Below are 24167 nucleotides of genomic sequence, written 5' to 3'. Positions count from 1 at the left end.
TCTCCTGCCTGTGTCAGTCACCTATTCGCTGCGACGGCTAGGAAAGTTACATATTCGTACGATCAGGGGATGCGAAACAGGCGGTCCAGCGACACGCGGCCCCCGCCCAGCGCGATCAGCGGCAGCATCAATCCCGCCCAGCTCAGATGGGTCGGCCACGCATCGGGATAGACAAAAATCTCGATTACGAGTGTCATGCAGAGCAGCGCCGTCGCCGACAGCCGGGTGAACAACCCAAGGACGAGCAGGATGGGAAACACATGCTCGGCGGTTGCTGACAGCCAGGCGGCGGGCAACGGCGGGATCAGCGGCAGGGCGTATTCCGTCTGAAATAGCGCGACTGTCTCGGGCTTCATCGTAAAAATCCCCTCGACCTTCGTGCGCCCCGACAGGAAGAACACGGCCGCCACGGCGAGACGTTGCACCAGCAGTAAGGCCGAAGGCGGCAACAGCGTGCCGGCCAGTCGTGCCGCGTGGGCGAAGGGCATTCGCCAGCGCGGGGCGTCGGTGACATCGGGAGTCATCACAGGCGATCCTTATGAAAGAAAGGCTTCAAGCGCGCCGCGCGACAGCAGCCGCGCGACGATGGCCGCCAGATCGGCGTCGGGACATGCGGTAAGGAGCCGCTCGGCGCTTTCGACGACGGGCACGCCCCGATTGAGAAGATCGAGGAACAAGATGTCCGGCTTCGGCACCGCTTCGACGACGATGGTAAACTCGGCGCGGGTAAGGTGAACGCCACTGGGCAGCCACGCGATGTCGATAGGCTCGACCATGTCCTCTTGATGCGCGAGCCAGATCGCAGCGGCGGGACTATCGAACCAGGCGTGGCGCGAGGCAGGATGCAGCGCCAGGACACGATCGGGCTCTGCACCGAGATCGATCGCCGCGAAGGACTCTGCGGACAGCGGCGGGGCGTCAACGGCAAAGAATGCCTCGGTCCACATGCGGTCGATCCGCGCGACATCGGCGAGATAGGGCAGCTCGGTCCGGATCGGATGTGCGTCCAGATAGGCGGCGAAGGATGTTCCATAGGTCGCCAGCAGCGGTGTATCGGGCCGGTACGCGCGCGTGTATTCGAGCGCGATTTCGCTAAACGCCGCTGGTCCGAGCAGCGCCTCGATCCGCGGGTAATTGGCGGCAAGCGCGTCGATCGCAGCTGAAAGCGACGTGTTGCGATAGACAGCGAATCCCGGCAGTGCGGCCAACGCCTCATCTGACGGCTCTGCTACAATCGCGACGGCGAACCGCTCCTGAAAGTCGGCAAGTTCAGACATGGTTATACGACCGTGCCGTGTCGAGGATTGCCGCCGCACGATCCCGTTCGCTCATTAGGTCTTCGAACTGCGGAATGTTGCCGTCACGCTCGATCAAGGTGGGCGTCTCGCCGATCCGGTCGATCAGGTAGCGATAGAGCGCCCATACCGCCTCCGCCACGGGCGCGTCATGGCTGTCGATCAGCAGCGCATCGCCATGTTCGTTGTCGGGGGTGTGTCCGGCCAAATGGATTTCGCCGATCGCATCCTCCGGCAGGGCGTCGAGATAGACGCGTGGATCATAACCAAGGTTGCTTGCCGACACATGGACGTTGTTTACATCAACCAGCAAACCGCATCCTGACCGAGCGACCAGTTCGGCAAGAAAATCCGTTTCACTCCATTGATGCCCGTTGAGGTGAAGGTAGAGCGACGGATTCTCGACCAGCACGGTTCGGCCAAGCGTGGTCTGCATCCGGTCGATATTATCCCCGATCCGGTGCAGCGCCTGTGTCGTGCGCGGAAACGGCAGCAAGTCGGGAAAAAAGGTCGTGCCGCTGCGCGACCAAGCGAGATGTTCGGACACAATGAACGGTCGATACGTATCGACCAGCATCTTAAGCCGGGCCAGATGATCAGGGTCGGGTGCCATGTCGCCGGCCAACGACAGGCCGACGCCGTGCAGTGATAATGGCCATGCCTCCGCGATCGCGGCGAGCGTCCGTTTGCGGACGCCGCCATCGACCATGTAGTTCTCGGGATGAACTTCAAGCCACAGCCCGACCGCCGGGGATCGTAGCACGGCGTCGAGATGCTCGGGCTTGAAGCCGATACCGGCGGTCGGGCGCATGAGATCAGGCCGCCTTTGCGTTCAGCGAACCTTTGCCCTGGGGCGTGGAAATCTTGGTGCAGGTGCCGGCCTTGACCATCTTCCAGGCGTTGCCCTGATAATCGACCTTTGACGTTCCCGCGCAGGTCGTGCCGGCGCCGGCCTTGCAGTCGTTCTTGCCGGCGAGTGCGACGCCGTAGCACTTCTCCATGCCCTTCACGCCCATCTTGCCCGCCATCGGCTGGGACTGCGCAAGCGCGGCACCGGAAGCGAGGCTCGACAAAGCGAGGGCGGCGACGGTGAGGTTAATCGTCTTCATGAGGATGCTCCAATGCGAAGTTTGCGTGCCGCGACGGCACGACGACTGATCCGCATCGACCCCTTCGAAGGTTACAGGCTGTGATTTTCGAGGCACGAATAATTCGGATGTAACCTTCGCGCTGCCCACTGCGAATGGAAAGCTATAACGACCGGTGGACATGACAGAGGCAGAGCTGAAGCTTTTGATGGTCGCCGGCATGGCGGGGGATCGACGCGCGCAAGGCGTGTTGCTGTCGGCCTGCGCCATGCGCCTGCGTGCCTATTACGGCCGAAGGCTGACCGGACGTATTCATGATGTGGAGGATCTGGTGCAGGATACGCTGATCGCGATCCATACCCGTCGCGAGAGCTATGACCCGGCGCTGCCGTTCACGGCATGGCTGTATGGCATCGGACGCTACAAGCTGATCGATCATTTTCGCCGTTGCGGCATCCGCACAACCGTGCCGATCGCCGACGTGCCTGAGATCGGAGTCGAGGGCGAAGGTGACAGCGTGCTCGCACGGCTCGACATCGACCGGATGCTCGCCATCCTGCCCGCAAAGCAGGCGGACGCGATACGCCTGACCCGGATCGATGGCATGGCCATCTCCGAGGCTGCTGAGCGCACCGGTCAGACCGAGACATCGATCAAGGTCGGCGTGCATCGCGGTATCCGGAAACTTCGAGCGATGATGCAGGGAAAGCGATGATGACCACCGACGATCTGATCGCCTCGCTAGCGTCGGATACCCGGCCGGTGCGGTCGGGGACCGCGGCGTGGCGCATTGCCGGCGCGCTGCTTGCAGGCGGGTTCGTTTCGCTGATCGCGCTCGACCTGGTTATGGGCACGCCGCTGCGCGCCGTGGCGACAACGGGCATCATGGTATTTGCCGTCAAGCTTGCTTATGCCATCGCGATGACCGCGATCGCGGCCAGCTTGTTGCTGCCTGCGGGGAGGCCCGGACAGCGGATCGGGCTGCGCTGGGCGTGGCTACTGGCACCATTCATGGTCGTACTGGCCGCGGCATCCATGGAGATGGCACACCTCGCCCCGGCACACCGTGTCGCGCTGATCCTGGGTACGAGCTGGAGAACCTGTCTGGTGACGACGGTGGCGCTCAGCGCGCCGGTATTCGCCGCGTTGCTGTGGGCGTTCGGGCGGCTCGCACCGACGCGGCTCGCGCTGACCGGGTTCCTCGCGGGTGTCGCATCCGGCGCGATGGGCTGCGTGATCTACGCGCTCTACTGCCCGGAAGCTGCCGCGCCGTTCCTGCTGGTGTGGTACACCGGCGGCATGATGGTGTCGGGACTGTCGGGCGCCATCCTGGGCCCACGTCTGTTGCGCTGGTGACGGCGGTGGCGCGTCATATCCGCCTCATCCACGAGCCCGATGGCGAGACGATCGCCGAGGGCGAGATAGGTCTTTGGGGTATTACACCGTTCGAGGGCAATTATTACATCGCGCGGCGTTGTCTGAAGACCGACGGGTTTCGGACGACGTGGATCCCGGGGCTGTGTTTGTACAAATTTCTGTATGTCTGGCTCGACTTCGTCACAGCGGACGGAACGCGGGATCGGATGATCGGCTGGCGTTATTGGCTGCCTAACCCACTGTTCTTCTTCATCGCCTTTCGCGTCGCCGTACCTCAAGTGGCGCCGACGGTCCGAGCGATCGAACTCGATCCGGATCCGACGCGCGATGAAGCCCTTCCTCTCGCCGAAACCTGTGCGAACCCGTGCCGATAGGATCGACACGGGGTTGATAGTCGTAGTCTGGGCATGTCCGTCGCGCTGGGTGGTGCGCGACATGCAAGAAATGTCCCGGCCTGTAACTATCAGCGGTTTTCAGCCGAATGGGTAGCGAGGTGCAACCACTGCGGCTGCACCAACTTCTCCACTCACAAGGAACCGGCCTATGCGATTTCCCATGATGTACGCCGCTATCGCCGCTTCCACGATGGTTGTCGTCGCACCGGCACAGGCGGCGGAGGTGCGTCCGTTCGACACACGCGCTTTCGCGCTGGCACAAAAACAGGGCCGGCCGATCCTGATCGATATTTACGCGGACTGGTGTCCCACCTGTAAGGCGCAAGCGCCCGTGATCGAGCGGATCGTCAAGTCGCCCTGGGCCACCAAGATGGTTGTGTTCCGGCTCAATTTCGACACGCAAAAGTCCGACTGGCAGAAGCTGGGTGTTCGCCGTCAGAGCACGCTCATCGCATATCGGGGGCTACGTGAAACCGGCCGATCAGTTGGGGATACCGATCCGGCCCGTATCGAAAAACTGATCCGCTCGCCGGTCGCGTGACCGGGCTTAACCCACTGCTCGCTTTCTTGGCGGGTGTGGTGTCGATCCTCTCGCCTTGCGTCCTACCGCTGGTGCCGATCGTGTTCGGCACCGCACAAAGCCGCCATCGGTTTGGACCGCTTGCATTAGGCGCGGGGCTGGCGATCAGCTTCACCTTGGTGGGGCTGTTCGTTGCGACGATCGGCTTCTCGATCGGGCTGGATGGTGACGCATTCCGGGCGTTCGGCGGAGCCATTCTCATCGCATTCGGTTTGCTGCTGATGATACCATCCTTGCAGACGCGCTTTGCCGCTGCCGTGGCGCCGATCGGCGCTTGGGCGGACCGCCTAACCGGTGGATTTCAGGGGAACGGCCTCGTTGGACAAGGTGCCATGGGTGTCCTCCTGGGGCTGGTCTGGGCTCCCTGCGTCGGCCCGACGCTAGGTGCGGCGTCGATGCTGGCGGCACAGGGGGATAATCTGGGCACGGTTGCGCTTGTCATGATGGCTTTTGGGATCGGTGCAGCGACACCTCTCGTCATCATCGGGTTTGCCTCGGGGTCCGCCATGCGCCGGATGCGCATTGGAATGCGTTCTGCCGGCAAGGTCGGCAAAATTGTGCTGGGACTGGTCTTGTTGGCGATCGGCTTATCAATTCTCACCGGGTTTGATCGCATGCTGGAAGCCGCACTGACAGACTGGTCGCCCGAATGGCTGGTGCGCTTCACCACCCGTTTCTAATCGCGTCTATTCTGAAAAGAGTGCCACTATGAGCGACGAAAGGCACGATACGAATTACACCCGACGCGGCGTGGTTGGCCTAGGCGGGCTGCTCACTGTGTCGGCCCTTACCTATCCAGCCCAAGCCCAGGGAAAGAACCCACGACCTATGACTGCTCCCCTGATCGTCTTCGATGTCAACGAGACTTTGCTGGACATCGATGTATTAGAGCCGTTGTTCACCCGCATCTTCTCTAGCAAAGGGCGGATGCGGGAATGGTTCGCGCAATTGATCCTCTATTCGGAGACGCTGTCGCTAAATGGCGACTATGTGCCGTTCGGTAAACTGGGCGCCGGAGTGCTCAGGATGCTCGGCGAGATCTACCACGTGCCGATCACCGACGCGCAGGTGAAGGAGCTGAGTGGACTCATCGCAAATCTCCCAGTTCATCACGACGTGTCCGCTGCGTTGCATCGCCTGAAGGCTGCGGGGTTCACGCTAGTCACACTGACCAACACGCCTGCCGGACCGGGGCCAGACCCGCTCGACAAGGCTGGGTTAGGGGCGCTGTTCGACCGACGCTTCACGGTCGAACCAGCACGCCGGTTCAAGCCGTCGCCCGCGACCTACCAACTGGTTGCCGATACGATGAAGGCAGCACGAACCGACACATGGCTTGTAGCCGCCCATACTTGGGACACGATCGGTGCGCAGTCGTTCGGATGGAATGCTGCGTTGGTCACGCGCGGGATCAACGCCCCCCTCGTGCTTGATGGCGTGCCGCAACCAACAGTGGCAGGTGCTTCGCTCACTGAGGTGGCGGATGCAATCCTAAGCCGCGGTCACAGATGAGAAGCTGTCATTCTTGCGACAGCTCATTTTTCCGGGACTGAGTACCTCGGGAAAGGTCAAAAACCTGACCCCATTAACGGCCTAGCTTGTGAGCCTGGCCACAAAACCTCGGAACTACGATCCCCCAAGTGCAGAGGCTGACATGATAAAGCTCGTAACATTGCTAGCGCTGATGACCGCCCCCGCGACTGCCCAAGTGTCACCTCCGGGCGACTGGCAGGTGAGTTCAACGCCACGGACGGTCACTGACGTGGTGTTGCAACTCAGGACTCGCATCAACGCAAGTGGAGGTCGCATTGTGGCCGTAGTTGATCACGCCGCTAACGCACGCAGCACCGGGCAAGTCGTCCCCGACACTACGGTAGTGATTTTTGGCAATCCAAACCTTGGAACGCCGCTGATCAAAGGCAATAGGGCAATTGCACTCGATCTTCCCCAACGAATGCTCGTTTGGCGGGACGGCGATGTAACAAAAGTGGGATATCTCCGGCCTGCGGTACTTGCCGCACGCTATGGCTTTGCCCCGGACGATCCGGATGTAGTAGCCATCGATAAAGCGCTGCTTGGTCTGGCGACAGCTGCCACCCAACCATAGCCGATTTGATGCGCCGGAAGAGTAGTCCGCGCGAAGAGTAATCTAGGCGACCGGTCAAAAAACACTTGTCTAATATCTAAGTTCAATACCCGCGTTCTCTTCCTCCCTCGAATGCTATGGCTTACAGGATATTGGTGGCGCGAGTAATTATCCAGTTATGATCCATTTGTAGCACCGTCACTTTCCGCATTGATCGCCTCCTGCGTGGGCGCCGGGAAGTGACGATAGAGTGTCGGGACCGAGACGCCGATCGCCGGCGCAATTTCCCGGATCGCCATGCCGGAAGCCAGAAGCTTGCGCGCCGCTTCGAGGCGCTTGGGAGTCATCACCGTTTTTCGTCCGCCTACCCTGCCGTCCCGCCGCGCTATGATCAGCGCTGCAGTGGTGCGCTCTCGATTCAGGTCGCGCTCCATTTCAGCCATGGCGGCCAGGATATGGAAGACTAGCTTGCCGGCAGTGCCGGCGGTGTCGATCCCATCCGTGATGGAGCGGAGTCCGAGACCACGATCAGCCAGATCGGCCGCAAGGTCGACGAGCCCTTTCATCGTTCGGCCGAGACGATCGAGCTTCCATACGACGAGCACATCGCCAGCGCGTGCGTGTGACAGCGCTTCAGCCAGACCAGCACGGTTTGCCTTCGCTCCGCTCGCTTTGTCGGAAAAGGTTCGCTCGCAACCAGCGTTGCGCAGCGCTTCGAGTTGGGGCGTCAGATCCTGTTCGGGCGTGGAGACCCGCGCATAGCCAATCAGCATGAACCGTTCTCAAAACTCATGTATCGCGACTATCACGACCGCCCCCATTCGAGAAAGTGTTTTGATACGCGCCTGGAGCTTGCTACACGTTCTCACATGGTCGCGTATCAAAATCGATCGGGGCTGTTGAAAAAGGACTGGATTCGGTGCCCGACAATATGAGGCCGATATCCGGCAATGTCCCAGTTTGAATGCGGCCAGCCTTCAGGTGACATCAATCGAGCCTGCTTCGGGACTAAACGCCCACCTGCGCATTGACGCATCGGAAGGTAAGCGTCGATGTGTCATGTGCTTGTAATTGAGGACGAGCCGCTGATCGCGGAATATGTGGCGGCACTGGCAGAGATGGCCGGTGCAACCTCATCGACCATCGCAGATACGGTCAAGAGTGCGGTCGATGCCGCACATAACCAGGCACCCGACCTGATCCTGTCTGACGTCAACCTGCTACGTGGCGAGCGTGGACCAGACGCCGTTGCCGCCATTCGATCGAAAATGGGCGCAATTCCTGTGATCTTCATCACCGCAACCGCTTTAGATTGCATCGACTGCGACTACGCATCTGCAATCCTGGAGAAACCGGTCCAGCCCGAGCGGGTGATCGCAGCGATCAGCGCAGCCAGATGCTGCTGATGCTCGCCGCGCGTCAGTCCTGCTCCAGCGATGTGCGGGGGCAGTGAAAGACTGCGCGTAATCCCGCTTCGGTGTAGTCAAGGTTGGACTGCCGCGCACCGGCAATGCCCATGCCGATCAGCCGCGACCCAAAGCCGGTGCGCGTGGAAGCAGTAGCAGGCGGTCCGCCCTCTTCACGCCAGGAGAGGCAGAACGTGTCTCCATCGGTACACCATTCGATCCGAACGAAGCCTTGCGGCACGGACAGCGAGCCGTACTTTACCGCGTTCGTCGCAAGCTCGTGCAACAGCAGCGACAGCGACAGGGCGGCGCGCGAACCCACCAGCAGGTCGGGGCCGGTAAGCCGGAACCGTTCCCCTTCCGCCTCAAGCCGGAGCACACGCTCCATCAGCTCAGCGAGCGTGGTCGAGGACCAGCTTGTCTGCACCAGCACTTCATGGGCGCGGCTCAGCGCTGCCAACCGGCTTTGCAGCGCCATGGACACCGCCTGATCCGTGCCGCGCAACGTCTGAAACGCCACTGACTGCACCATCGCAAAGGTATTCTTCACCCGGTGTGACAGTTCATGCATCAGCAGTTGGCGCTGCTCCTCGTAATCCTTGCGTCCGGTGACATCGACAGCCGTGCCAGAGAAGCGGACCGGTTCACCGTGTTGGTCGTGGACCATACGCCCTTTGCACTCGACCCAACGCAGACGCTCGCCGGGGATGGCAAGACGGTATTCGACAAGGAAATCGGCACCGGCGTCGAACACCTCGCGGATTTTGGCACGCAAGGGCGCAATGTCCTCTTCGACCACATGAAGCTGGTACTCTTCCATGGTCAGGCCGGCGTTGGTCCGTGCTGCATCCAGACCATAAAGACGGGCGAAATGAGCGTCGCCATGCAGTAAGTCGGTGTCGACCATCCAGTCCCAAAGCCCGACAGCGCCTGAGGCGGTCAGCGCCATCTCCAGCCGCTCGTCGGCGAGCCGTACCTCCGTGCGGTCGCGAAGCATCTTCACATAGCCCTGAAGCTCGCCATCTGGTCCGCGCAGCGGCATCATCTCGCCGCTGGCCCAGAAGCGATCACCATTCTTGCGCAGGTGCCAGCGCTCATCGATGCCGCGACCGTTGACCCTCGCGCTTTCCATTTCCTTGTCGGAGATGCCGGCCTTCCGGTCTTCCGGGGTGAAAAAGACATCGAGATCGCGGCCGCAGATTTCCTCCGGCGTCCAGCCCAGAATCTGATGCGCGCCCTCGTTCCAGTCGGTGATCTTGCCGTCCCGGTTTATAACGATGATCGCGTAATCGACCGCGCTGTTGAACACGGCCTCGAAACGCGAGCGCTCGCGTTGCAGATCGAGCAGCGTCACGACCTGTCGCCCCAGTGCCGCCAGCGCCCCTGCCTGATCGTCGGTCAGCCCTTGGGGGCGCGGGGCGCGGTCCATGACGCACAGAGTGCCGAGCGGCTTGCCGTCGACACCGGCCAGAAACACGCCGGCATAGAAGCGGAACGCTGGATTGGCTGTGACCAGCGGGTGCGTGGTCGTGCGCGCATCAGCAGCAAGGTCGGGAATAACCAGCAGGTCGCGCTTGGCGATCGTATACTGGCAGATGACCTCCTCAAGAGGCGCTACCGATGCTTGAATGCCGATACTGGCTCTTGGCACCTGTTGACCGGCCTCAACAACGCTTACCAGCGCGACAGGGGCAGCACAGATTTGTGCCGCCAGCCGTGCAAAGTCGTCATACTGACCATTCTCGACGTTGAGCTCGCTCCAGGAGACTGTGTCGGCCGTCATTGTCGAGCTGGATGATTGGGGCACTGACGAACCGGTCCTGCTAAAGCGGTAAGATGATCCGGCATAGCACGGCCCTGCGGATCGTCTCTAGCTCTTCACCGATACCGCGAGCTGCCCGCAAAACGCTCGAGGGTAGCCTGCGCTGTCCCGAAAGGGATGGTGAAGAGGGAAAGCTCACGGGTTCTCAAAACCGACATTTCGCGTGTTCTGAGAAGGATCGCTGTACGAGCTTAGTGTCACAACCGTTCAGTTTGGACGCTAAGGTTTGTGCATCGCGAGCGGAACGATATGCGCCTGCTTTTAAGCCACGGTCGCCTAATGACCCGCTACTTCGAGATTGTGGCGCATCTGTCGTAGACCGCGGCGTATCCAGCTCTTCATCGTGCCGATCGGCACACAATGGCGTTCGGCAAGCTCCGCATAGGTAAAACCATGGAAAAACGCGTTCCGGATCGCGTTACCCTGATGACTTTCCAGCGCGGCGAGGCAGGCGAAAACCCCCCGCGATGCCTCATCGAGCAGCATTCCCGCTTCGGCATCAACCGTTGGGTCAGGCAAGTCGGGCGCGTCGTCGAGCGGCACGGCGGCCTGTCTTGTCTGACTGCGGCGCCAGTCGATTGCACGGTTTCGAGCGATGGTCGCCAGCCAGCTGATCGGACTGCCGAGACACGGCTCATACGTTCCAGCGCGCTTCCAGACGATCATGTAGACATCGTGCAGCACGTCCTCGGCAGCGGCGCGGTCCCCGCAAATGCGCAGGCATATACCAAACAGCTTGGCCGAAGTCAGAACGTACACCGTGCGGAACGCATCCTGCTCCCCCTGACCTGTTCGGGCCAACTGCTCGATCAGGTGCAGCCGCGCCTCGCTCGCGGCGGATTGCATCAGAACCGAGCCGGCCTTCGCTGAGAGAAATATGTCGGATGGAGAAGCCGAGGTTAGTCGCATCGATGTGCCCGCTGTAGCGCGTTGTAAACAAGAGCAATTTGACGAATGCTCTGACGTTTGTGCCATTGCCCCCTCACGCGAACACAGGAGTGTGAAGCCATCAGCACAAAATTCCGGCATGTGCCGAGGGCGGCGTGGGAGCGCTTTTCTCCCGCACGTTTCAGTCGATCGTCATGGCCTTTGCGGGAACATCGCCGAGCGAACGCGGCTCGTGCATCGGGCACCCGTTGAATTCGCCGCGAAATTTTGCGGACGCTTCATAGGTCGGCTTGCGCGCCCGATTGACGCCTCCGATCGGCTGATGCGCGGCAAGGCCGTGCCATGGGCTGAACGCGATCGCCTTGTCCTGACCGTCGCTGGTTCCATGCTCCCAGCTGATCTGCGCAGGAACGGTAAGTCGGGCAATCGGGACAAACGGGCTTTTCTTCTCGTCCCAGATGACCGAAGCATCCTCGATCGGCATCTCTTCCAGGTCCGTGCAAAGCTGGACCCGCAGCTCCCAGACGCTGTCCTGCTCGATCAGCACCTCTCCCAGATCCTCGCGCAGGGCATCGGGGCGACCCGAGGTTTCGACCTTGTCACCCGTCAGCGCCGTCATGTTCGGCGACACCGGTGCCAGCGAGAGCTTGGCGATATAGTCGCCGTAGCGAAACGGCACCTGCGTGTAATAGGTCTCGCCCAACGGGTGAGTGTTCGGCGCACCGCCCAGCGTCTGGACCGTAGGGCTCTGGACCCCGATCGTTTCCAGTGCGGCGTCAACCACCTGCAACGTCGCCGACAGGGCCTTCTTCAGACCCTCGCCCGTATCAGTGGTTTTGGCCAGCATCTTCAGATTGGCGAGGAACGCCTTGGGCGTGGGGGCGGCAAAGGCAGGGCCGTTGACGAGAACGAAATCCTGCGTGCTGTCCGTCTCGGAACTCGGCAGGCGGTCGCCAGAAACGTCGAACAGTTTGATCGCTACGCCGCGCGGTACGCTGATGCTGTCGTCGAGAATATCGCCCGGCAATGTCGAGAACCGCATCAACACATCGTAGGAGCCCGACGTGGCGAAAAGCCCTTGTGCCAGCGGTGCCGCCAACCCGGGCAGGACTTCGATCCGGCCCTTTACGATCGCGTGCGCCTTGGCATGGACACCGCGCACGGCCGAACCATAATCCTTGGCAGTCTGCTCCTGAATGAGATGGAACTGCTCGTTCAGGCCCCTGATGGTTTCCCCCTCATCGGCCTCCGGCTTTTCGATAGCGGGCGTGTAACGGATCGCAGAATGGGAGATCGCGTCGGCCATGAGGATTCTTTCGCTGGAGATGCGCCCGGAATGCATTGCAGGTTGGGTCGTTACGGCCTCAAACGCATGAACGCCAATGAAGCCACACGAGACCGCAAATTTCTTTGAGGTTGTTGATTACACGACGGCTCAGCGTCTCCCTTGAAAACAATTCCGTTGAAGGGCGCAGTGTGGTGGTGTCATAACCTCGGGTTGTGAAGCCACCTTCCCGAAGTCGGCTCTTTGGGGTTTCGAGGTGTAACAAACCGGCACCATAATTCCTGCCGGGGCTGGGCTTGGACAACAGCAGTCAGAGGCGGCGACCTACCTTTGCCGGAAACGAACGGCGGTCGAAACGGCCGGCGCATTCCCACTGGGATGGTGATTTCAGAAGCGCATGAACGGTCGATCCCGAAACAGAGCATTGCACATCACGCTGACCGGATTGCCGCAGAAACTGCGTGGAGGCCGTAATAGAGGAGCGTCATCCCGGTTAGCACGATGATATACAGGATCGTGACCCACCCTGCCGAGGCGAAGACGCTTGAAGCGCCGCGTCTGAACTGTCGCTGCATCGACGTCTCGCCATGCAAGAGCAGGACAAGAAAGATTGCGATCAGCGGGATGTGCCCGACGACGTCCACCATGCCGAACTCCGGCATCGCCAGCATGAACAACGCCATTAGCGCAGCGATGCTGACCCGGATCAGGATGTCGCGCCCGACCAGGACATAGAATGCCAGACTGAACTCGATGAAGCCGGCGATCGTGGTGACGGTCGGCAGCTCGAATCCCGCCGTGATGGCGGGATGATGGAGGAGAATCGCTATCGTCCATTGGGGGAACAGGAATTTCTCGATCGCGGTCCACATCAGGCTGACGCCGATGCTGACGGTCAGCACGGCAAGCCGCCGGGTGCCCGCGCCCGAATGTCGCTTCAGCCAGGGATCGCTCATCACCAGATAAGCCGCAGCGCCCAGGAAGAAGAGGTAATCAATCATGTAGAACGCGCCGTATTGCGCGACGCCGGTGGCATAGAGGACACCGAGCGCGGCGCCGGCGGGAATGGACGCGCGGGGGATGAGCACCAGCACTGCAAACGCGAGCTGGACGCCAGCCAGAACCCTCCCGCGACCAAGAAGGTCAGGCGTGAGAATCGACCCGACCGAGCTGTCCGCCCACATCACCACGGCCAGATTGGCCCAGAGACAAACCGCGTAGGCGGACATGCCGACGCGCAGGATCAGTTCCCCGATCGCGTCCCTGCCTGTGAACCTTGCCGCCGATCCCAGCGCGGTTCGGGCAAGAACAGCGTCGAGCAGGGCGCCGGCTGCCACTAGCATCGCGAAGAGCGGTACTGCCAGCAGAAAAGTAGGCGACAGCACGTCGCGAGGCGCTGCTGGCGGAAGCGAGCGGTCAATGACGCCGCAGAACCACTTCACATGGGCTTGCGCTGCGCTCGCCATCGTCAGCGAACAGCACATCGCCAGTGCCGCTCTGCCGGGACGGAACTGAAATCTAGCTCCCACGGTCGCCCTTCCTGTCCGATGCTCGCTCACGTGAGCCGGCAGGTGCGCTCCGCCGCAACCTTGCGAACGTATAGGCGCCTACGGTCCCCATGTAGCGGAAGGACGGCACGTCATGCGGTTAATTACGTTTCGTCTGCGACTGCGGATGCGACGACACCTGACACGTTATGCGGGTATAGCGCTTTCCCGATTGGGAACCTCCAACGGGACGGCTGGCATCGAACCTCCGAAGCATCCAGATAGCAGGTTTCGCTTTCCCAAAACCTGTTCCCGAAATATAAGTCCCGAAATTGGCTGATTGGGATGGAGTTTCGGGACAAATGCTGATCGGCTACGCGCGCGTCTCGACGGCCGATCAGGATTTGGCGCTGCAAACCGATGCACTGACCAAAGCCGGGTGTGAGAAGCTCTTTACCGACAAGGCGAGCGGCGCGAAGGCAAACCGGCCAGGGTTGGCTGAAGCCCTCGAGTTCGTGCGTGCCGGCGACACACTGGTGATCTGGAAGCTCGACCGGCTTGGCCGCTCGATCCAAGGTTTGATCGAATTGGCGGCCGACCTGTCCGCCCGCAAGGTCGATTTTCGATCTTTGACGGACGGGTTCGACACGGCCACTCCTTCGGGTCGGCTGCTGTTCCATATTCTCGCCTCGGTCGCCGAGATGGAGCGCGAGTTGATAAAGGAACGGACGATCGCTGGCCTGGCAGCGGCTCGCGCGAGAGGTGGCACCGGCGGGGGCCGCAAATCTGTGATGACCACCGACATGCTTGACACTGCGCGCAAGCTGCTCGCGGCAGGTGATAGTCCCGCCAAGGTCGCAAAACTGCTGCAAGTCGGCCGCTCAACATTTTATCGACATTTCCCGGCGAGCGATCGGGAGCCAGCATGATCCGACCGCGCCAACAGCAGGAGGTTCAGCACGGCCGCTTCGACAAGAAACTCTTCCTCTGCCCCTCGAAGGCCGCGGAGATGGAGCCGGGTCATCCCGTGCTTCACCTTGGCATCGGCGAACAGCCGTTCAACGCCGCGCCGCAGCCGCATCGATCGCTTGAACAGGCCCGTTCGCATCTCGGCCCGCGCAAGATCGCGTGCGTCCTCGTCCTCCATACGGCACAGCCCGCGGTGACGGCCCCCCGTACATTGCTTGCGCAAGGAACATGCCTGACAGTCGTTCGGTCGGGCGGTATATCGATGCACCCCGGTCGGCCGGTGAAAACCGCGGTGCGCGAGCATGTTCCCGGCAGGACAGGTGTAGCAGTCACGATCGCGATGATAGGTGAACGCTTCGCGCGCGAACTTCCCCTTGGTCTGCTCGGAGCGCTCAATCACAGGAATGTGGGGGAGTGCCCCTTGATCGCGTACGAAGGCGAGGAACGTGGCGCTGCCATAAGCCTTGTCAGCGGCGACACGTCTTGGCCGGTAATCGAACCGATCAGCGGCTCGCACCAGCATATTGCGTCCCGCGTCCACCTCGTCCGCGAAGCGGGCGGGAGTCGCTTCGACATCGAGCGCGGCTCCACTCGGAGTATCGATCAGGACATTAAGGGCATAGCCGAACCGCCCTCGTACGGTGCGAGCCGACCAAGCCGCGGCAGGATCAGTGCGCGACACGCCTGGGAAGCCCTTGTTCATGTCGGTGAGCGGCGCTGGAGCCCTCGCCCGATCGGTCAGCCACTCGCGCACCGGGCGGGTCGCACAGTTCGCGTCAGGCAGGTTGACCGGGAGTACCTTGCGCTGCCAGCTCGCATCCGCGGCGATGAACGATGCGTCGATCGCGGCGTCTTTGCCGGCAACCAGCCCCTTCGAGATGCAGCGCTGGACCGTGTTCTCGAACAGCAAACGGAACACGTCGGCATCGCGGAAGCGGCCATGCCGGTTCTTGCTGAAGGTAGAATGATGCGGGACGGATGCACCTGCCGAAAGGCGACAGAACCAGCGGTAAGCGAGATTGTAGCGCAGCTCCTCGCACAGTCGACGCTCCGACCTGATAGCGTAGATGCGACCGACCAGCGCCATCCGGATCAGCAGCTCGGGATCAACCGAGGGGCGACCGCGCTGGCTGTAATGCTGGGCCAACGCGGCCTTCAGCTTGCCCATGTCGAGCAGCCGGTCGACACGTCGAAGAAGGTGGTCGCGCGGCAACATGCCATCTATGGTTCGGGAGCCCGGCCCGGACCTTCCGTTATCGCAAGCCGTGCCCATCATGGCGCCGCTCCTTTATCCTTGGAAGCGAAATGTAGGGAAGAGATCAACGTGCCCGGTGTTTTTCAACAGCCCCGATCGTTTGCGAGACAGGGACGCGTCGATGCTGCCATCTGCGACGTAGGTCCGCGAAAGCACGAGAATTGCTATCCAAGGGGATGCCTGACGCCTTATTACGAGGGCGGGCACTCCCTCCTTCGTGCTTTCACGGACCGCGGCCCCTTCCCTTTCGTGCTTTCGCGGACCCGAGGGACTGTGCCGCTCATGGACGTCCCCGCATGAGCTCTCGTGCTCCAGGCCAAGGCGACCTGTTCGTCCTCGACAGCCCCTTGCTGACAGAGATCCGCGGCGAGCAGTCGCTGATGGCGTATCCCTTCTTCGCGCTGACCAAGACGGCGTGGAAGCGGTCGCTGATCTACAAGACGGAATCGGTGTCGATCGAGATCGGTCCCGGTCCCCGTGGCGTAGCGACCATCTACGACAAGGAAGTACTGCTCTATATCGCCAGCCTTCTGGTGGCGAAGCTCGACGCCGGAGAGACCGTCGCACAGGACTTTTACTTCACCGCCCACGACCTGTTCCGCGTCACAGGCGTCAATGGCTCGGCTCGGTCCTATTCGCGGCTGTCGGATGCCTTGGAAAGATTGCAGGGCACCCAGATCAAGACCAACATCGAGGCTGGCGGCGAGGGACAGGCGGGCTTCTTTTCCTGGCTGTCGGAAGCCCAGCTTCACTATCAGAAGAACGCGCGGGGCGAAAAGCGCCTGAAGGGCGTGAAGGTCCGCCTGTGCGACTGGCTCTATCGCGCGATCCTCCGCGATCGCCGCGTGCTGGAATATTCTCCGTCCTACTTCCAGCTAGGACCGGTCGAACGTCGGCTTTACGAAGTCGCGCGATCCACGTGCCAAGACGGCGCGGTCCAAGTGGGCTTGGACGATCTGCGCCTCCAGCTCGGCTACCAGAATTCGTTGAAGCACTTTCGCCACGTGATGAAGAGCATCGCGGAGGAGAACTGCATTCCGGACTACCATATCGCCATGGGTGACGGTCCTTCTGTGGAGACACTAAAGGGAACCCGGCGGACGACTGCCGCCAGTACGGTGACGATTACACCCAAGGCGTCGCTGCCCGCTTCCTGAGCGGCTTACCGAATCGGCTAAGCGGTCACAGTGTCGCTGGTCCTTCAAAGCACGAAGACCGGTCCGCAAAAGCACGAGAGCCAGTCCGCAAAAGCACGAACGGCAGCCCTTCAGGTCCGCAAAAGCACGAGTTTTTTTCGGCTCCAGTCCGCCAAAGCACGAATTGTAGTTGTTCGCTGGCGACGTGATTTCTGCAAAAATCATCATGTCGATCGCGGTAGGCGTGCGGCGGAAAACAGGAAACGGCCGTGACCACATAAACGAATGCCCGGCACGAGGCCGGGCACCCTGGAACGTGATGAGCGATGCTTGGCGGCATCGATCGGGACGTAAGACACCCTCCTCATACCCGTTCTCGAGCCTCGGTTCAAGGGAGCGCGCTTCGCGCCACGCTCTTGTTTTGCCTGGTCCCGGCCTCCGAAGAGGGGACGGACGATGGGAGCTATTACGATTGCGCGCGCGAGCTTCATGGTGCTCGAAAGGGTGACGAACGAGCGGGCCAGGTCGCGATCTGGCGCACCGAACCCGACGCGTGCGCATGTGCATCCCCACAGTCGAAAGGCCGGCACGTTCGAGGACGACTTCTTCTACACCTACGCGAAGGGCGAGACCGACCGGCTTTATCGGAACGCCGTCGAGCTGCTTAAGCGCAAGAACGCTATCCGGCGCCTTGCCCGCACTGAGGCTCGCCAGCTCACCGAGACCGAGCGCCTCGTCACGCTGATTACGCCCGCGGCAGTGCGGGTGTTCGAGCAGCTTACGCAGCTCGCCCGCACCTGCGCCGGCAAGGTTTTCCCGACTTGGGAGTGGATCGAGACACACACTGGGTTGTCGCGTGCGAGCGTGGGGCGCGGCCTGTCGATCCTTGCCAAGATGGGGTTGCTCGACAAGCAGCGGCGATGCGTCCCGGTTGAACCGACGCCCGATCGCCCGAAAGCGCGCTTCGAGCAAACGTCCAACGTCTATCGGATGCGGTTCCCGAACCGTCTGGTCGGCTTCCTTCCGCGATGCTTCCGCCCCTCTCCCCTGCCGGACGACGTGGTGCAGCGGGATGCCGATCGTATCGAAGAGATCGAGGCGATGCGGCTATGGCGCTCGCCACGCCAAGTTGTCGCCGAGGACATCGACGACGCCGGCCTGCGTAGCGTCATGATGCGCCTCGCCATCGGCATCGAGAAACAAGAGTCTCAAAAAAATGGTCAACCGCTCCCAGATTCATCTATTCTATGTTCAAGTGGAGTTGGCCTAGCCGGCCAACGCTCTAATGCCTGACGGCAAAGAGACGCAGAACCCAACCGGGACACTCCACAGCACCACCTACACCAAGCCCAACCGGCGGACGCGCCTACGGCGCGGTGCTCCCGAGGGGAGCATGCGTCTTCTGTTGCGCCCAAATGGTTGAGCTAGTGCTTGGTCGAACCGTTTTTCGGGCATGATCGCGGCCGTAGCGCCAAGTTCCCAACAAGGGCGGCGCGGTAGTCACCGGCATCATCCCCTTTCTACGTTGTCGACACCCGGTTTCCCCGCAGGCCGAACCGAACTGGCGCCATCGTCACCACATACCGAGATCCTGGCACTGGCCGACACCACACCGATCGCGAAGGCCCAGGTCGAGCCCTTCGCCCGGCTATTCCTATGTCGATGGAAAAATGGGCGCTCGCCGCCTTCTACGATCAAGCGAATAACCGGCTTCGCCTACTGTTTCCGCTCCGCGGACCCTCCGTTTTTTCGCTTGATCGCGGCGCCCGCGCTCCCCTTCAATTCCCATCAGGAATTAGCCTGATCGATCGAAGGACAGGACCATGCAGAACATCGCGGAGTTTCGGATCATCGGCCGGGTTGGCAAGATCACCGAGCATGACAAGGTGACGAAGGTCAGCGTCGCCGCCAACTACAACCGCCAGGAGAACGGCGAGTGGGTGACGGACACGCACTGGAACGAGGTGACGGTGTTCGGCAAGCTAATCGAGCGCGCCGCCAAATCGCAGAAGGGCGATCTAGTCCATATCACCGGCCGGGTTCGGCAGAACTCCTACGACGTGGCCGATGGCAAGCGCTATACGGTCGAGCTGATCGCTGACGGCTTCGCGATCCTCGCCAAGGGTTCGGAGGACCGCGACTAGGTACGGTCGGGGCCGCCTACCGGCGGCCCTTCCCGCCGCCGCATTTCCATCTCGACGGACTCGCGCATGAAATCGGCAACTGTTTCTCCCGGGCGCAGCAATGCCTTGATCCGGACCAATGTCCCCGGCGGAAATCGGGCCATCGTCTGCTCTGCGTTAATCCGCGGGCGACCGACCGAGCCGAGCTTGCTAGAGTCATTCGTCGTCATAGAATTGTTGGTATCTCATATTGACGAGGATTTAGATACCACTTATTACAGGATCGGCCTTTCATCAAGGCGACGGAGGCTGAGGCCATGTTGGACCACCTACTAACGATCGGGTTTCTCGTATTCCTCGGCTGGGGTCTGCTGTCGGGTATGGGCCGCAGCGAGAACCCGCGCGTCTGGAGCGGCGACACGCCTGACGAAGAGGCGCGGCGCAACACGCGCACCGATTCCAACTACCGCGGCTACGACCATTGGAACAACTTGTCGGATCGTGGCTGGTAGGACGTGAAGACTATTGCCATCAACGTAGAAAAGGGCGGCGCCGGCAAGACGACGATCGCCTGCCATCTGGCCTGGATTCTGGCCGACGCCGGCCATCGCGTCTTGTTCCTCGACCTTGATCGCCAGTGCAACGCGACCGCGGCGCTGGCAGAGTTCGAGAGCCTCGGCACGTGCAAGCCTCTGTTCGAGCCCCGCTACTCGCCGCCCGCTTCCGCGCCTCGCCTGTCGATCTACTCGAACCGCATGGGCGGCGAGTATGACGCGGATTACACGAAGGCGCTCGGAAACATCCGGACCAACTTTCCGCAGCTTGGTCCTGCGTTCGATTTCTGCGTGATCGACACGCCTCCCTCCTGGTCCTGGATCAACTTCGCGGCGCTGATGGTAGCGGACTCGCTGATAATTCCCGTCGAGTTGGGGCCGTTTGGTCCGGCATCGACCAAGCAAGTGTCGGACTCGATCGCCACGGTAAACCAGCGCGGTCGAACGAAGCCGATCCATGTCGCTGGCCTGGTCGCCAACCGGGTGAAGGCTAATGATCGCGCGCAGATGGAAATGCTCGCGGCGATCCGGGAAAAGGTCGGCAAAAACCTGTTCACCAGCTACCTCCCCGATCGCGCACACTACAGCCAGGCGCTTCAAGAGCGCGTGCCAGTGTGGCGCTTGAACAAGGACGTGCGAGGATCGCTGCCGGCGATGCGCGCTTTTCTCGAGGAAGCCATGACCCGGATCGGGAGCAACGGATAATGGACTTCGACAATTTCGACGTCTTCAGTGACAAGGCCGAGGTCGCAGACGCCGATCGTGTTCTGCTCCTCGATCCGGATCAGCTCTATCCCGATCCCGAGAACGTCCGGCGCGACATCGATCCGGCTACGATCAACGAGATGGCCGGGACGATCGAAGCGCGAGGTCAGCTCCAGCCTGTAACGGTCGCCCCGAAGGACGAGGAAGGGCGCTATCGCATCCAGTTCGGCGAACGTCGCTGGCGCGCATGCAAGCAACTCGGCATCAAGGTTCGCGCGATCGTCGCCAAGGCGGACGATCCCGCGCAGGTCCGCATCGACCAATTCATCGAGAACGATCAGCGCGAAAACCTGTCGACAGCCGACGTGGTGGCATTCGTCGCCAAGGAGGTTGCGTCTGGCCGCACGCTCGCGGACTTAGCGCGGCAGACAGGCCGGAACCGCACGCTGCTGACCCGGTATCATGGCCTCGCAAGCGCCCCCGACTACATCTCTGCGCTGCTGGCCGATATTTCGATGCGGAGCGCCGTTGCCCTTACCCAGGCAGCCAAGGTGGACGATGCGGCAACGCGGACCTTTATCGCGAACACGGCGACCGAGGATATGACCGTGTTGGCGTGCGAACGGTTAGCGCGCGACGTGGGAGCGAAGAAGACGAGCGCACCGGTCGAGGCTCCTGCCCCCGCGCCTGTCGTGCAACCAGGCGCGGAGGGCGAGCCTGAAATAGCGAGCGACGAAACCCCGGTCAATCCTCCCGCTCCGACAACGGATGAGATTAGGGACGAGCTTGCCGAGCGCGCTCAGGATGCGACACCGGTCCCGTTGACGGCGGTCTCTAGCGCGAGTGCCCCTGCCCCCCGGTCCGCAAAGGCAAAGGGTGGCAAGCAGAAGATCGAGCGGCCGACGATCGAGGTGGATGGTCAGCGTGCGATTGTCGTGGAAGCGCTACTCCACTTCGACGGCGAAGACACGCCCCGGATCGTGAGTTGGCGCTGATCGCCAGCCGTTGAACGGAGAGCGCCGATGGTGATCTTCGCCCGCATTCGCACACCTTCTTTCCTTCCGCGAAATCGCTTCATTCAAGACTGATTGAGTGTGCCACGTGGCACACTTGCGAGAAGGATTTTAGTTGGGGATGTTTAATGGCAGGATAGGTATTGCTGTGGTTGCCGTATTACATTATCCTTTTGTGATATGACCGCGGCCTCGCAACCTGCATCCCCAACCAAACCGAACGCGATGCTGACGGCGCGCATTGATCGCGACCTGTTGGCCGCGTTCGATGCTGTCGCAGAGGGTAGGGGAGGGCGGAGCGCGCTCCTCCGGACCGTGCTTCAGCAGTCATTGAAACAGGTGATCGACGCACCTCGGATCGCGCCACGCGCGGATGGTGCCGGTAACCGCGTGACGCTCAGCTTCACCGATGCCGAGCTGGCGCTGCTCGATCGGCGAGCGGCCGATCGCGGCGTCGACCGTTCGCGTTGGATCAAAGCACTGGTGCGACGTCATTTGGGGTTGAAAGGCAACGTCGACGACGGTTTGCGCGATGCGCTCGCCCCGATCCGGATGCAGCTCCAACGCATCGGACGAAACCTCAACCAGGCAATGAAGGCGGGCAACGCCTCTCTTATGGCGGACAGCGGCCTGCAGATCGAACGGGAGCTGCGTCGCATTGCCGACATGCGCGAGGAGATCACGGAACAGGTCGACGCGCTGGGCGGCGCGCTTCGTGGCGACGCCGCCTATTGGGAGGTCGCGGACTGATGCCCTTCGGCGAGCGCGAGGATGAGCTGTGGGAGGCAATGAAACCGCGGTTCAAGCCGCGCATCGTGGGCGATCCGAACGCGCGTTACGCCAAGAGCATCGTCAACGGCACAGGGGCGTTCGCCCCCCGACATAACGTCGCACCGACAGCCTCGGCCGTTCGGGCCACTCTTGCGCGGGTTGTTCACCGCACGCCGGAGGTGCTGGTCAAGGTGACAGGGCGGAAGAAGGGCGCGAAGCACCTAGCCGCGCATCTCGATTATATTGGCCGCCACGGCGACATCGCGATCGAGACACGGGATGGCGAGCGGATCACGTCGAAAGATGATGCGCATCAGATCGCGGACGAATGGTCCGACCCGCTTTATTGGCGGCAGGGGACATCGGTTTCGGCCGTTGCGATGGTGTTCTCGATGCCGGCAGGCACCAACGCCGACAAGGTGAGGGAGTCCGTCAGGGAAGCGGCCGAACGCTTGATTGGTGACAATCACGACTACGTCCTCGCTCTTCACACCGACACACCCAGGCCGCACGTCCATCTGACGGTTCAAGCCGAAGGAATGGACCGCAAGCGCTTCGATCCCCGTCGCGAGGATTTGTTTCGATTCCGCGAGGCGTTCGCCGAAGCGCTGCGCAGTCGCGGTGTCGAGGCAGAGGCAACGCCGCGCTATACACGGGGACAGGGGAGGGCGGGCACCAGTATGGCGCTGACGCAGTTGCGCGCGCGCATACGCAACGGTGCGTCCCGCCAGCCTACTGATGCCGATCTGCGGCAAGCGCGTGAGGCGATGCAAATCGCGCTCGGCAAGGCCCAGCAGCCAGCGCTGGCGACCAAGACGCGGGCACGGTGGCAGGACACGAAACGGCGCTACGAGGCCGCGGCGGACCGCCTCGATCGTACCGGCAACCGCGAAGACCGGCAGCTCGCCGGCCATGTCCGGAAGTTCATTCAGGAGCGCGCGCGGATCGAGACGGTGCCGGATATGATGCTTCGCGATGCCGAGAAACGGGTCAAAGACGCACGGGATCGTGTGCTAAACGAGCCACAACCGGATCGGGATGTGCCACGTGGCACACCTCCACCTCCGAGTAGGAGACGGTAGTTGGCGGTGGGGTGTTTGAGACAGCCTTTCACCGGCGAGGCGGGGCTGTGAATTGACGTCATGACGATGGCTCAGCGGCCCGGCGGGTCGGGCTTCAACTCCCGCTCCGGGAATAGCAGTGCGACCGGAATAAAGGGTTCGCCCGTCTCCGCGAGATGTCGGACTTTTCTCTCGAGCATGGTGTCGAGTGGAATTTCGCGGACGCGGGCGCTGTGAATATCTTTGCCGTCGACGCAGATCAGTCTTTTCCCGCCACCGAAGCTGTCCAGGCCCGGCAGTGTGAAGCCGTTGAAGCTGACAAACACGCCCCGCGTCCAAGCTGACATAGCTTCGAGTTTTGCCTGGAAGATGCGCAACGTCGCCGCGTCGATGCGGCCTTTATGCCATTTGGCTTCGAGCAGGTAGGTCTCATGACCGAGCACGAAGCTGCCGTCGATCTGTTCGTGACGGATCTTGAATTGGTTGCGAGCGGCGAGACCAAAAACATCGAACGCATGCTTGAGGAAGCCCTCAAACGCCGTCCCGCGCGGATGAGGGAGCAAATCGCGGACCCGTTCTAGCTCGCGTCTGAGGTCGAGAAATTGCTGCGCGGAATACACCTTCGCCAGCGGAGTCACTAGCGACACGTTCGCGGATTCGCTCAGCCGTTGAACGACGGTGAGCAACCGCGCCTCAGCATTCGAGATCGGGTCGTCCAACTCGTTCAAGGCGATCAGATCACACCGGTATTGCCAGAGCGCCTGAAGCGCGTGGATTGCGGTTTTATTATCGGCGGTCTGAAGGAAGCACCTTAGCCGCTTGCCCTTGGATGAGCCCGTTTTTGCAAAGATCGGATCGTTGATGTCGACGC

The 24167-nt window shown here is 61.6% G+C and carries 28 protein-coding genes; 17 read left to right on the top strand and 11 right to left on the bottom strand.

Going from position 1 to position 24167, the window contains the following annotated elements:
* Window positions 1-62: 62 nt before the first annotated feature.
* The 4 genes from L8K25_RS19320 to L8K25_RS19305 are packed head-to-tail and all read right to left on the bottom strand — an operon-like array spanning window position 63 to window position 2404.
* Window positions 63-488 (bottom strand): DoxX family protein, encoded by a 426-nt coding sequence (locus L8K25_RS19320; protein WP_242140672.1) that lies wholly within the window; start codon window positions 486-488, stop codon window positions 63-65.
* A gap of 48 nt (window positions 489-536) precedes the next feature.
* A complete protein-coding gene (locus L8K25_RS19315) occupies window positions 537-1277 on the bottom strand; it encodes a DNA-binding domain-containing protein (protein ID WP_242140628.1) in 741 nt (246 codons plus the stop codon).
* Complete coding sequence (locus L8K25_RS19310; protein ID WP_242140627.1) at window positions 1270-2106, bottom strand: DUF692 domain-containing protein; 837 nt, start codon at window positions 2104-2106, stop codon at window positions 1270-1272. Before L8K25_RS19310 ends, L8K25_RS19315 begins: the two co-directional genes overlap by 8 nt.
* A 4-nt stretch (window positions 2107-2110) precedes the next feature.
* Window positions 2111-2404 (bottom strand): DUF2282 domain-containing protein, encoded by a 294-nt coding sequence (locus L8K25_RS19305; RefSeq protein WP_242140671.1) that lies wholly within the window; start codon window positions 2402-2404, stop codon window positions 2111-2113.
* Window positions 2405-2630: 226 nt separating this feature from the next.
* Between L8K25_RS19305 and L8K25_RS19300 the strand changes: the two genes are divergently transcribed.
* The 7 genes from L8K25_RS19300 (at window position 2631) to L8K25_RS19270 (ending at window position 6842) form a co-directional block, all read left to right on the top strand.
* Window positions 2631-3098 (top strand): sigma-70 family RNA polymerase sigma factor, encoded by a 468-nt coding sequence (locus L8K25_RS19300; protein WP_242140626.1) that lies wholly within the window; start codon window positions 2631-2633, stop codon window positions 3096-3098.
* Window positions 3095-3739: a DUF1109 domain-containing protein gene (locus L8K25_RS19295; RefSeq protein WP_242140625.1), complete on the top strand. Its 645-nt coding sequence runs from the start codon at window positions 3095-3097 to the stop codon at window positions 3737-3739. Before L8K25_RS19300 ends, L8K25_RS19295 begins: the two co-directional genes overlap by 4 nt.
* Before the next feature lie 5 nt (window positions 3740-3744).
* Entirely contained in the window at window positions 3745-4134 is a 390-nt protein-coding gene (locus tag L8K25_RS19290) for a hypothetical protein (RefSeq protein ID WP_242140624.1), read from the top strand.
* Window positions 4135-4303: 169 nt separating this feature from the next.
* Complete coding sequence (locus L8K25_RS19285; RefSeq protein ID WP_242140623.1) at window positions 4304-4696, top strand: thioredoxin family protein; 393 nt, start codon at window positions 4304-4306, stop codon at window positions 4694-4696.
* The gene (locus L8K25_RS19280) at window positions 4693-5415 is read left to right on the top strand and encodes a cytochrome c biogenesis CcdA family protein (protein WP_347341165.1); all 723 of its coding nucleotides are present in this window, start codon (window positions 4693-4695) and stop codon (window positions 5413-5415) included. The genes L8K25_RS19285 and L8K25_RS19280 overlap by 4 nt, the downstream gene beginning before the upstream one ends.
* A gap of 148 nt (window positions 5416-5563) precedes the next feature.
* Complete coding sequence (locus L8K25_RS19275) at window positions 5564-6247, top strand: haloacid dehalogenase type II (RefSeq protein ID WP_242140621.1); 684 nt, start codon at window positions 5564-5566, stop codon at window positions 6245-6247.
* 142 nt (window positions 6248-6389) lie between these two features.
* The gene (locus L8K25_RS19270; RefSeq protein ID WP_242140620.1) at window positions 6390-6842 is read left to right on the top strand and encodes a DUF302 domain-containing protein; all 453 of its coding nucleotides are present in this window, start codon (window positions 6390-6392) and stop codon (window positions 6840-6842) included.
* Between the two features lie 155 nt (window positions 6843-6997).
* Here the strand turns inward: L8K25_RS19270 and L8K25_RS19265 are convergent, their stop codons facing one another.
* Complete coding sequence (locus tag L8K25_RS19265; protein ID WP_242140619.1) at window positions 6998-7594, bottom strand: recombinase family protein; 597 nt, start codon at window positions 7592-7594, stop codon at window positions 6998-7000.
* Window positions 7595-7873: 279 nt separating this feature from the next.
* Here L8K25_RS19265 and L8K25_RS19260 point away from each other — a divergent pair, with 279 nt between their 5' ends.
* Window positions 7874-8227: a response regulator gene (locus L8K25_RS19260; protein ID WP_242140618.1), complete on the top strand. Its 354-nt coding sequence runs from the start codon at window positions 7874-7876 to the stop codon at window positions 8225-8227.
* 13 nt (window positions 8228-8240) lie between these two features.
* On the opposite strand, the gene L8K25_RS19255 is transcribed toward L8K25_RS19260, so the two are convergent.
* The 4 genes from L8K25_RS19255 to L8K25_RS19240 all read right to left on the bottom strand — a co-directional run bounded on the left by L8K25_RS19255 (window position 8241) and on the right by L8K25_RS19240 (window position 13688).
* On the bottom strand, window positions 8241-10010 hold the full coding sequence (locus tag L8K25_RS19255) for a PAS domain S-box protein (RefSeq protein ID WP_242140617.1): 1770 nt from the start codon (window positions 10008-10010) through the stop codon (window positions 8241-8243).
* Between the two features lie 315 nt (window positions 10011-10325).
* Complete coding sequence (locus tag L8K25_RS19250; protein ID WP_242140616.1) at window positions 10326-10895, bottom strand: sigma-70 family RNA polymerase sigma factor; 570 nt, start codon at window positions 10893-10895, stop codon at window positions 10326-10328.
* Between the two features lie 223 nt (window positions 10896-11118).
* Window positions 11119-12243, bottom strand: a complete 1125-nt coding sequence (locus L8K25_RS19245; protein ID WP_242140615.1) for a catalase family protein — start codon at window positions 12241-12243, stop codon at window positions 11119-11121.
* 410 nt (window positions 12244-12653) lie between these two features.
* The gene (locus L8K25_RS19240; RefSeq protein ID WP_242140614.1) at window positions 12654-13688 is read right to left on the bottom strand and encodes a hypothetical protein; all 1035 of its coding nucleotides are present in this window, start codon (window positions 13686-13688) and stop codon (window positions 12654-12656) included.
* Window positions 13689-14071: 383 nt separating this feature from the next.
* On the opposite strand from L8K25_RS19240, the gene L8K25_RS19235 reads away from it, so the two are divergent.
* Window positions 14072-14638: a recombinase family protein gene (locus L8K25_RS19235; protein WP_242140613.1), complete on the top strand. Its 567-nt coding sequence runs from the start codon at window positions 14072-14074 to the stop codon at window positions 14636-14638.
* Here the strand turns inward: L8K25_RS19235 and L8K25_RS19230 are convergent.
* Window positions 14599-15894: a transposase gene (locus L8K25_RS19230; RefSeq protein WP_242140612.1), complete on the bottom strand. Its 1296-nt coding sequence runs from the start codon at window positions 15892-15894 to the stop codon at window positions 14599-14601. The genes L8K25_RS19235 and L8K25_RS19230 overlap by 40 nt on opposite strands.
* Window positions 15895-16229: 335 nt before the next feature.
* Here L8K25_RS19230 and L8K25_RS19225 point away from each other — a divergent pair, with 335 nt between their 5' ends.
* The 8 genes from L8K25_RS19225 to L8K25_RS19190 all read left to right on the top strand — a co-directional run bounded on the left by L8K25_RS19225 (window position 16230) and on the right by L8K25_RS19190 (window position 23317).
* The gene (locus tag L8K25_RS19225) at window positions 16230-17090 is read left to right on the top strand and encodes a replication initiator protein A (RefSeq protein ID WP_242140611.1); all 861 of its coding nucleotides are present in this window, start codon (window positions 16230-16232) and stop codon (window positions 17088-17090) included.
* A 435-nt stretch (window positions 17091-17525) separates the two neighbouring features.
* The gene (locus tag L8K25_RS19220; RefSeq protein ID WP_242140610.1) at window positions 17526-18362 is read left to right on the top strand and encodes an RNA replicase; all 837 of its coding nucleotides are present in this window, start codon (window positions 17526-17528) and stop codon (window positions 18360-18362) included.
* 530 nt (window positions 18363-18892) lie between these two features.
* Window positions 18893-19213, top strand: coding sequence for a single-stranded DNA-binding protein (locus L8K25_RS19215; protein WP_242140609.1), 321 nt, complete (start codon window positions 18893-18895; stop codon window positions 19211-19213).
* A 296-nt stretch (window positions 19214-19509) separates the two neighbouring features.
* A complete protein-coding gene (locus L8K25_RS19210; protein ID WP_242140608.1) occupies window positions 19510-19704 on the top strand; it encodes a hypothetical protein in 195 nt (64 codons plus the stop codon).
* Window positions 19705-19707: 3 nt separating this feature from the next.
* Window positions 19708-20451, top strand: a complete 744-nt coding sequence (locus L8K25_RS19205) for a ParA family protein (RefSeq protein ID WP_107955911.1) — start codon at window positions 19708-19710, stop codon at window positions 20449-20451.
* Window positions 20451-21446 carry a ParB/RepB/Spo0J family partition protein gene (locus L8K25_RS19200; protein ID WP_242140607.1) on the top strand — a complete coding sequence of 332 codons (996 nt, stop codon included), beginning with the start codon at window positions 20451-20453 and terminating at the stop codon, window positions 21444-21446. The genes L8K25_RS19205 and L8K25_RS19200 overlap by 1 nt, the downstream gene beginning before the upstream one ends.
* Window positions 21447-21644: 198 nt before the next feature.
* A complete protein-coding gene (locus tag L8K25_RS19195) occupies window positions 21645-22214 on the top strand; it encodes a hypothetical protein (protein WP_242140606.1) in 570 nt (189 codons plus the stop codon).
* The gene (locus L8K25_RS19190) at window positions 22214-23317 is read left to right on the top strand and encodes a relaxase/mobilization nuclease domain-containing protein (RefSeq protein ID WP_242140605.1); all 1104 of its coding nucleotides are present in this window, start codon (window positions 22214-22216) and stop codon (window positions 23315-23317) included. Before L8K25_RS19195 ends, L8K25_RS19190 begins: the two co-directional genes overlap by 1 nt.
* A 71-nt stretch (window positions 23318-23388) precedes the next feature.
* Here the strand turns inward: L8K25_RS19190 and L8K25_RS19185 are convergent.
* Window positions 23389-24167, bottom strand: a 779-nt coding sequence (locus tag L8K25_RS19185; RefSeq protein WP_242140604.1) for a restriction endonuclease, incomplete at its 5' end; no start/stop codon positions are given.

The sequence above is a fragment of the Sphingomonas sp. TREG-RG-20F-R18-01 genome (genome assembly GCF_022662475.1).
Taxonomy (GTDB): Bacteria; Pseudomonadota; Alphaproteobacteria; order Sphingomonadales; family Sphingomonadaceae; genus Sphingomonas.
The sequence above is the reverse complement of the archived record's forward strand: the minus strand, read 5'-3'. Positions and strand labels throughout refer to the sequence as shown.

Coding starts and splice junctions, on each gene's coding strand:
- L8K25_RS19305 (WP_242140671.1), bottom strand. CDS start 2,404: ATGAAGACGATTAACCTCACCGTCGCCGCCCTCGCTTTGTCGAGCCTC.
- L8K25_RS19245 (WP_242140615.1), bottom strand. CDS start 12,243: ATGGCCGACGCGATCTCCCATTCTGCGATCCGTTACACGCCCGCTATC.
- L8K25_RS19250 (WP_242140616.1), bottom strand. CDS start 10,895: ATGCAATCCGCCGCGAGCGAGGCGCGGCTGCACCTGATCGAGCAGTTG.
- L8K25_RS19255 (WP_242140617.1), bottom strand. CDS start 10,010: ATGACGGCCGACACAGTCTCCTGGAGCGAGCTCAACGTCGAGAATGGT.
- L8K25_RS19190 (WP_242140605.1), top strand. CDS start 22,214: ATGCCCTTCGGCGAGCGCGAGGATGAGCTGTGGGAGGCAATGAAACCG.
- L8K25_RS19240 (WP_242140614.1), bottom strand. CDS start 13,688: ATGGCGAGCGCAGCGCAAGCCCATGTGAAGTGGTTCTGCGGCGTCATT.
- L8K25_RS19230 (WP_242140612.1), bottom strand. CDS start 15,894: ATGTTGCCGCGCGACCACCTTCTTCGACGTGTCGACCGGCTGCTCGAC.
- L8K25_RS19215 (WP_242140609.1), top strand. CDS start 18,893: ATGCAGAACATCGCGGAGTTTCGGATCATCGGCCGGGTTGGCAAGATC.
- L8K25_RS19195 (WP_242140606.1), top strand. CDS start 21,645: ATGACCGCGGCCTCGCAACCTGCATCCCCAACCAAACCGAACGCGATG.
- L8K25_RS19225 (WP_242140611.1), top strand. CDS start 16,230: ATGAGCTCTCGTGCTCCAGGCCAAGGCGACCTGTTCGTCCTCGACAGC.
- L8K25_RS19285 (WP_242140623.1), top strand. CDS start 4,304: ATGCGATTTCCCATGATGTACGCCGCTATCGCCGCTTCCACGATGGTT.
- L8K25_RS19220 (WP_242140610.1), top strand. CDS start 17,526: ATGGGAGCTATTACGATTGCGCGCGCGAGCTTCATGGTGCTCGAAAGG.
- L8K25_RS19315 (WP_242140628.1), bottom strand. CDS start 1,277: ATGTCTGAACTTGCCGACTTTCAGGAGCGGTTCGCCGTCGCGATTGTA.
- L8K25_RS19260 (WP_242140618.1), top strand. CDS start 7,874: ATGTGTCATGTGCTTGTAATTGAGGACGAGCCGCTGATCGCGGAATAT.
- L8K25_RS19320 (WP_242140672.1), bottom strand. CDS start 488: ATGCCCTTCGCCCACGCGGCACGACTGGCCGGCACGCTGTTGCCGCCT.
- L8K25_RS19200 (WP_242140607.1), top strand. CDS start 20,451: ATGGACTTCGACAATTTCGACGTCTTCAGTGACAAGGCCGAGGTCGCA.
- L8K25_RS19310 (WP_242140627.1), bottom strand. CDS start 2,106: ATGCGCCCGACCGCCGGTATCGGCTTCAAGCCCGAGCATCTCGACGCC.
- L8K25_RS19210 (WP_242140608.1), top strand. CDS start 19,510: ATGTTGGACCACCTACTAACGATCGGGTTTCTCGTATTCCTCGGCTGG.
- L8K25_RS19275 (WP_242140621.1), top strand. CDS start 5,564: ATGACTGCTCCCCTGATCGTCTTCGATGTCAACGAGACTTTGCTGGAC.
- L8K25_RS19235 (WP_242140613.1), top strand. CDS start 14,072: ATGCTGATCGGCTACGCGCGCGTCTCGACGGCCGATCAGGATTTGGCG.
- L8K25_RS19265 (WP_242140619.1), bottom strand. CDS start 7,594: ATGCTGATTGGCTATGCGCGGGTCTCCACGCCCGAACAGGATCTGACG.
- L8K25_RS19295 (WP_242140625.1), top strand. CDS start 3,095: ATGATGACCACCGACGATCTGATCGCCTCGCTAGCGTCGGATACCCGG.
- L8K25_RS19270 (WP_242140620.1), top strand. CDS start 6,390: ATGATAAAGCTCGTAACATTGCTAGCGCTGATGACCGCCCCCGCGACT.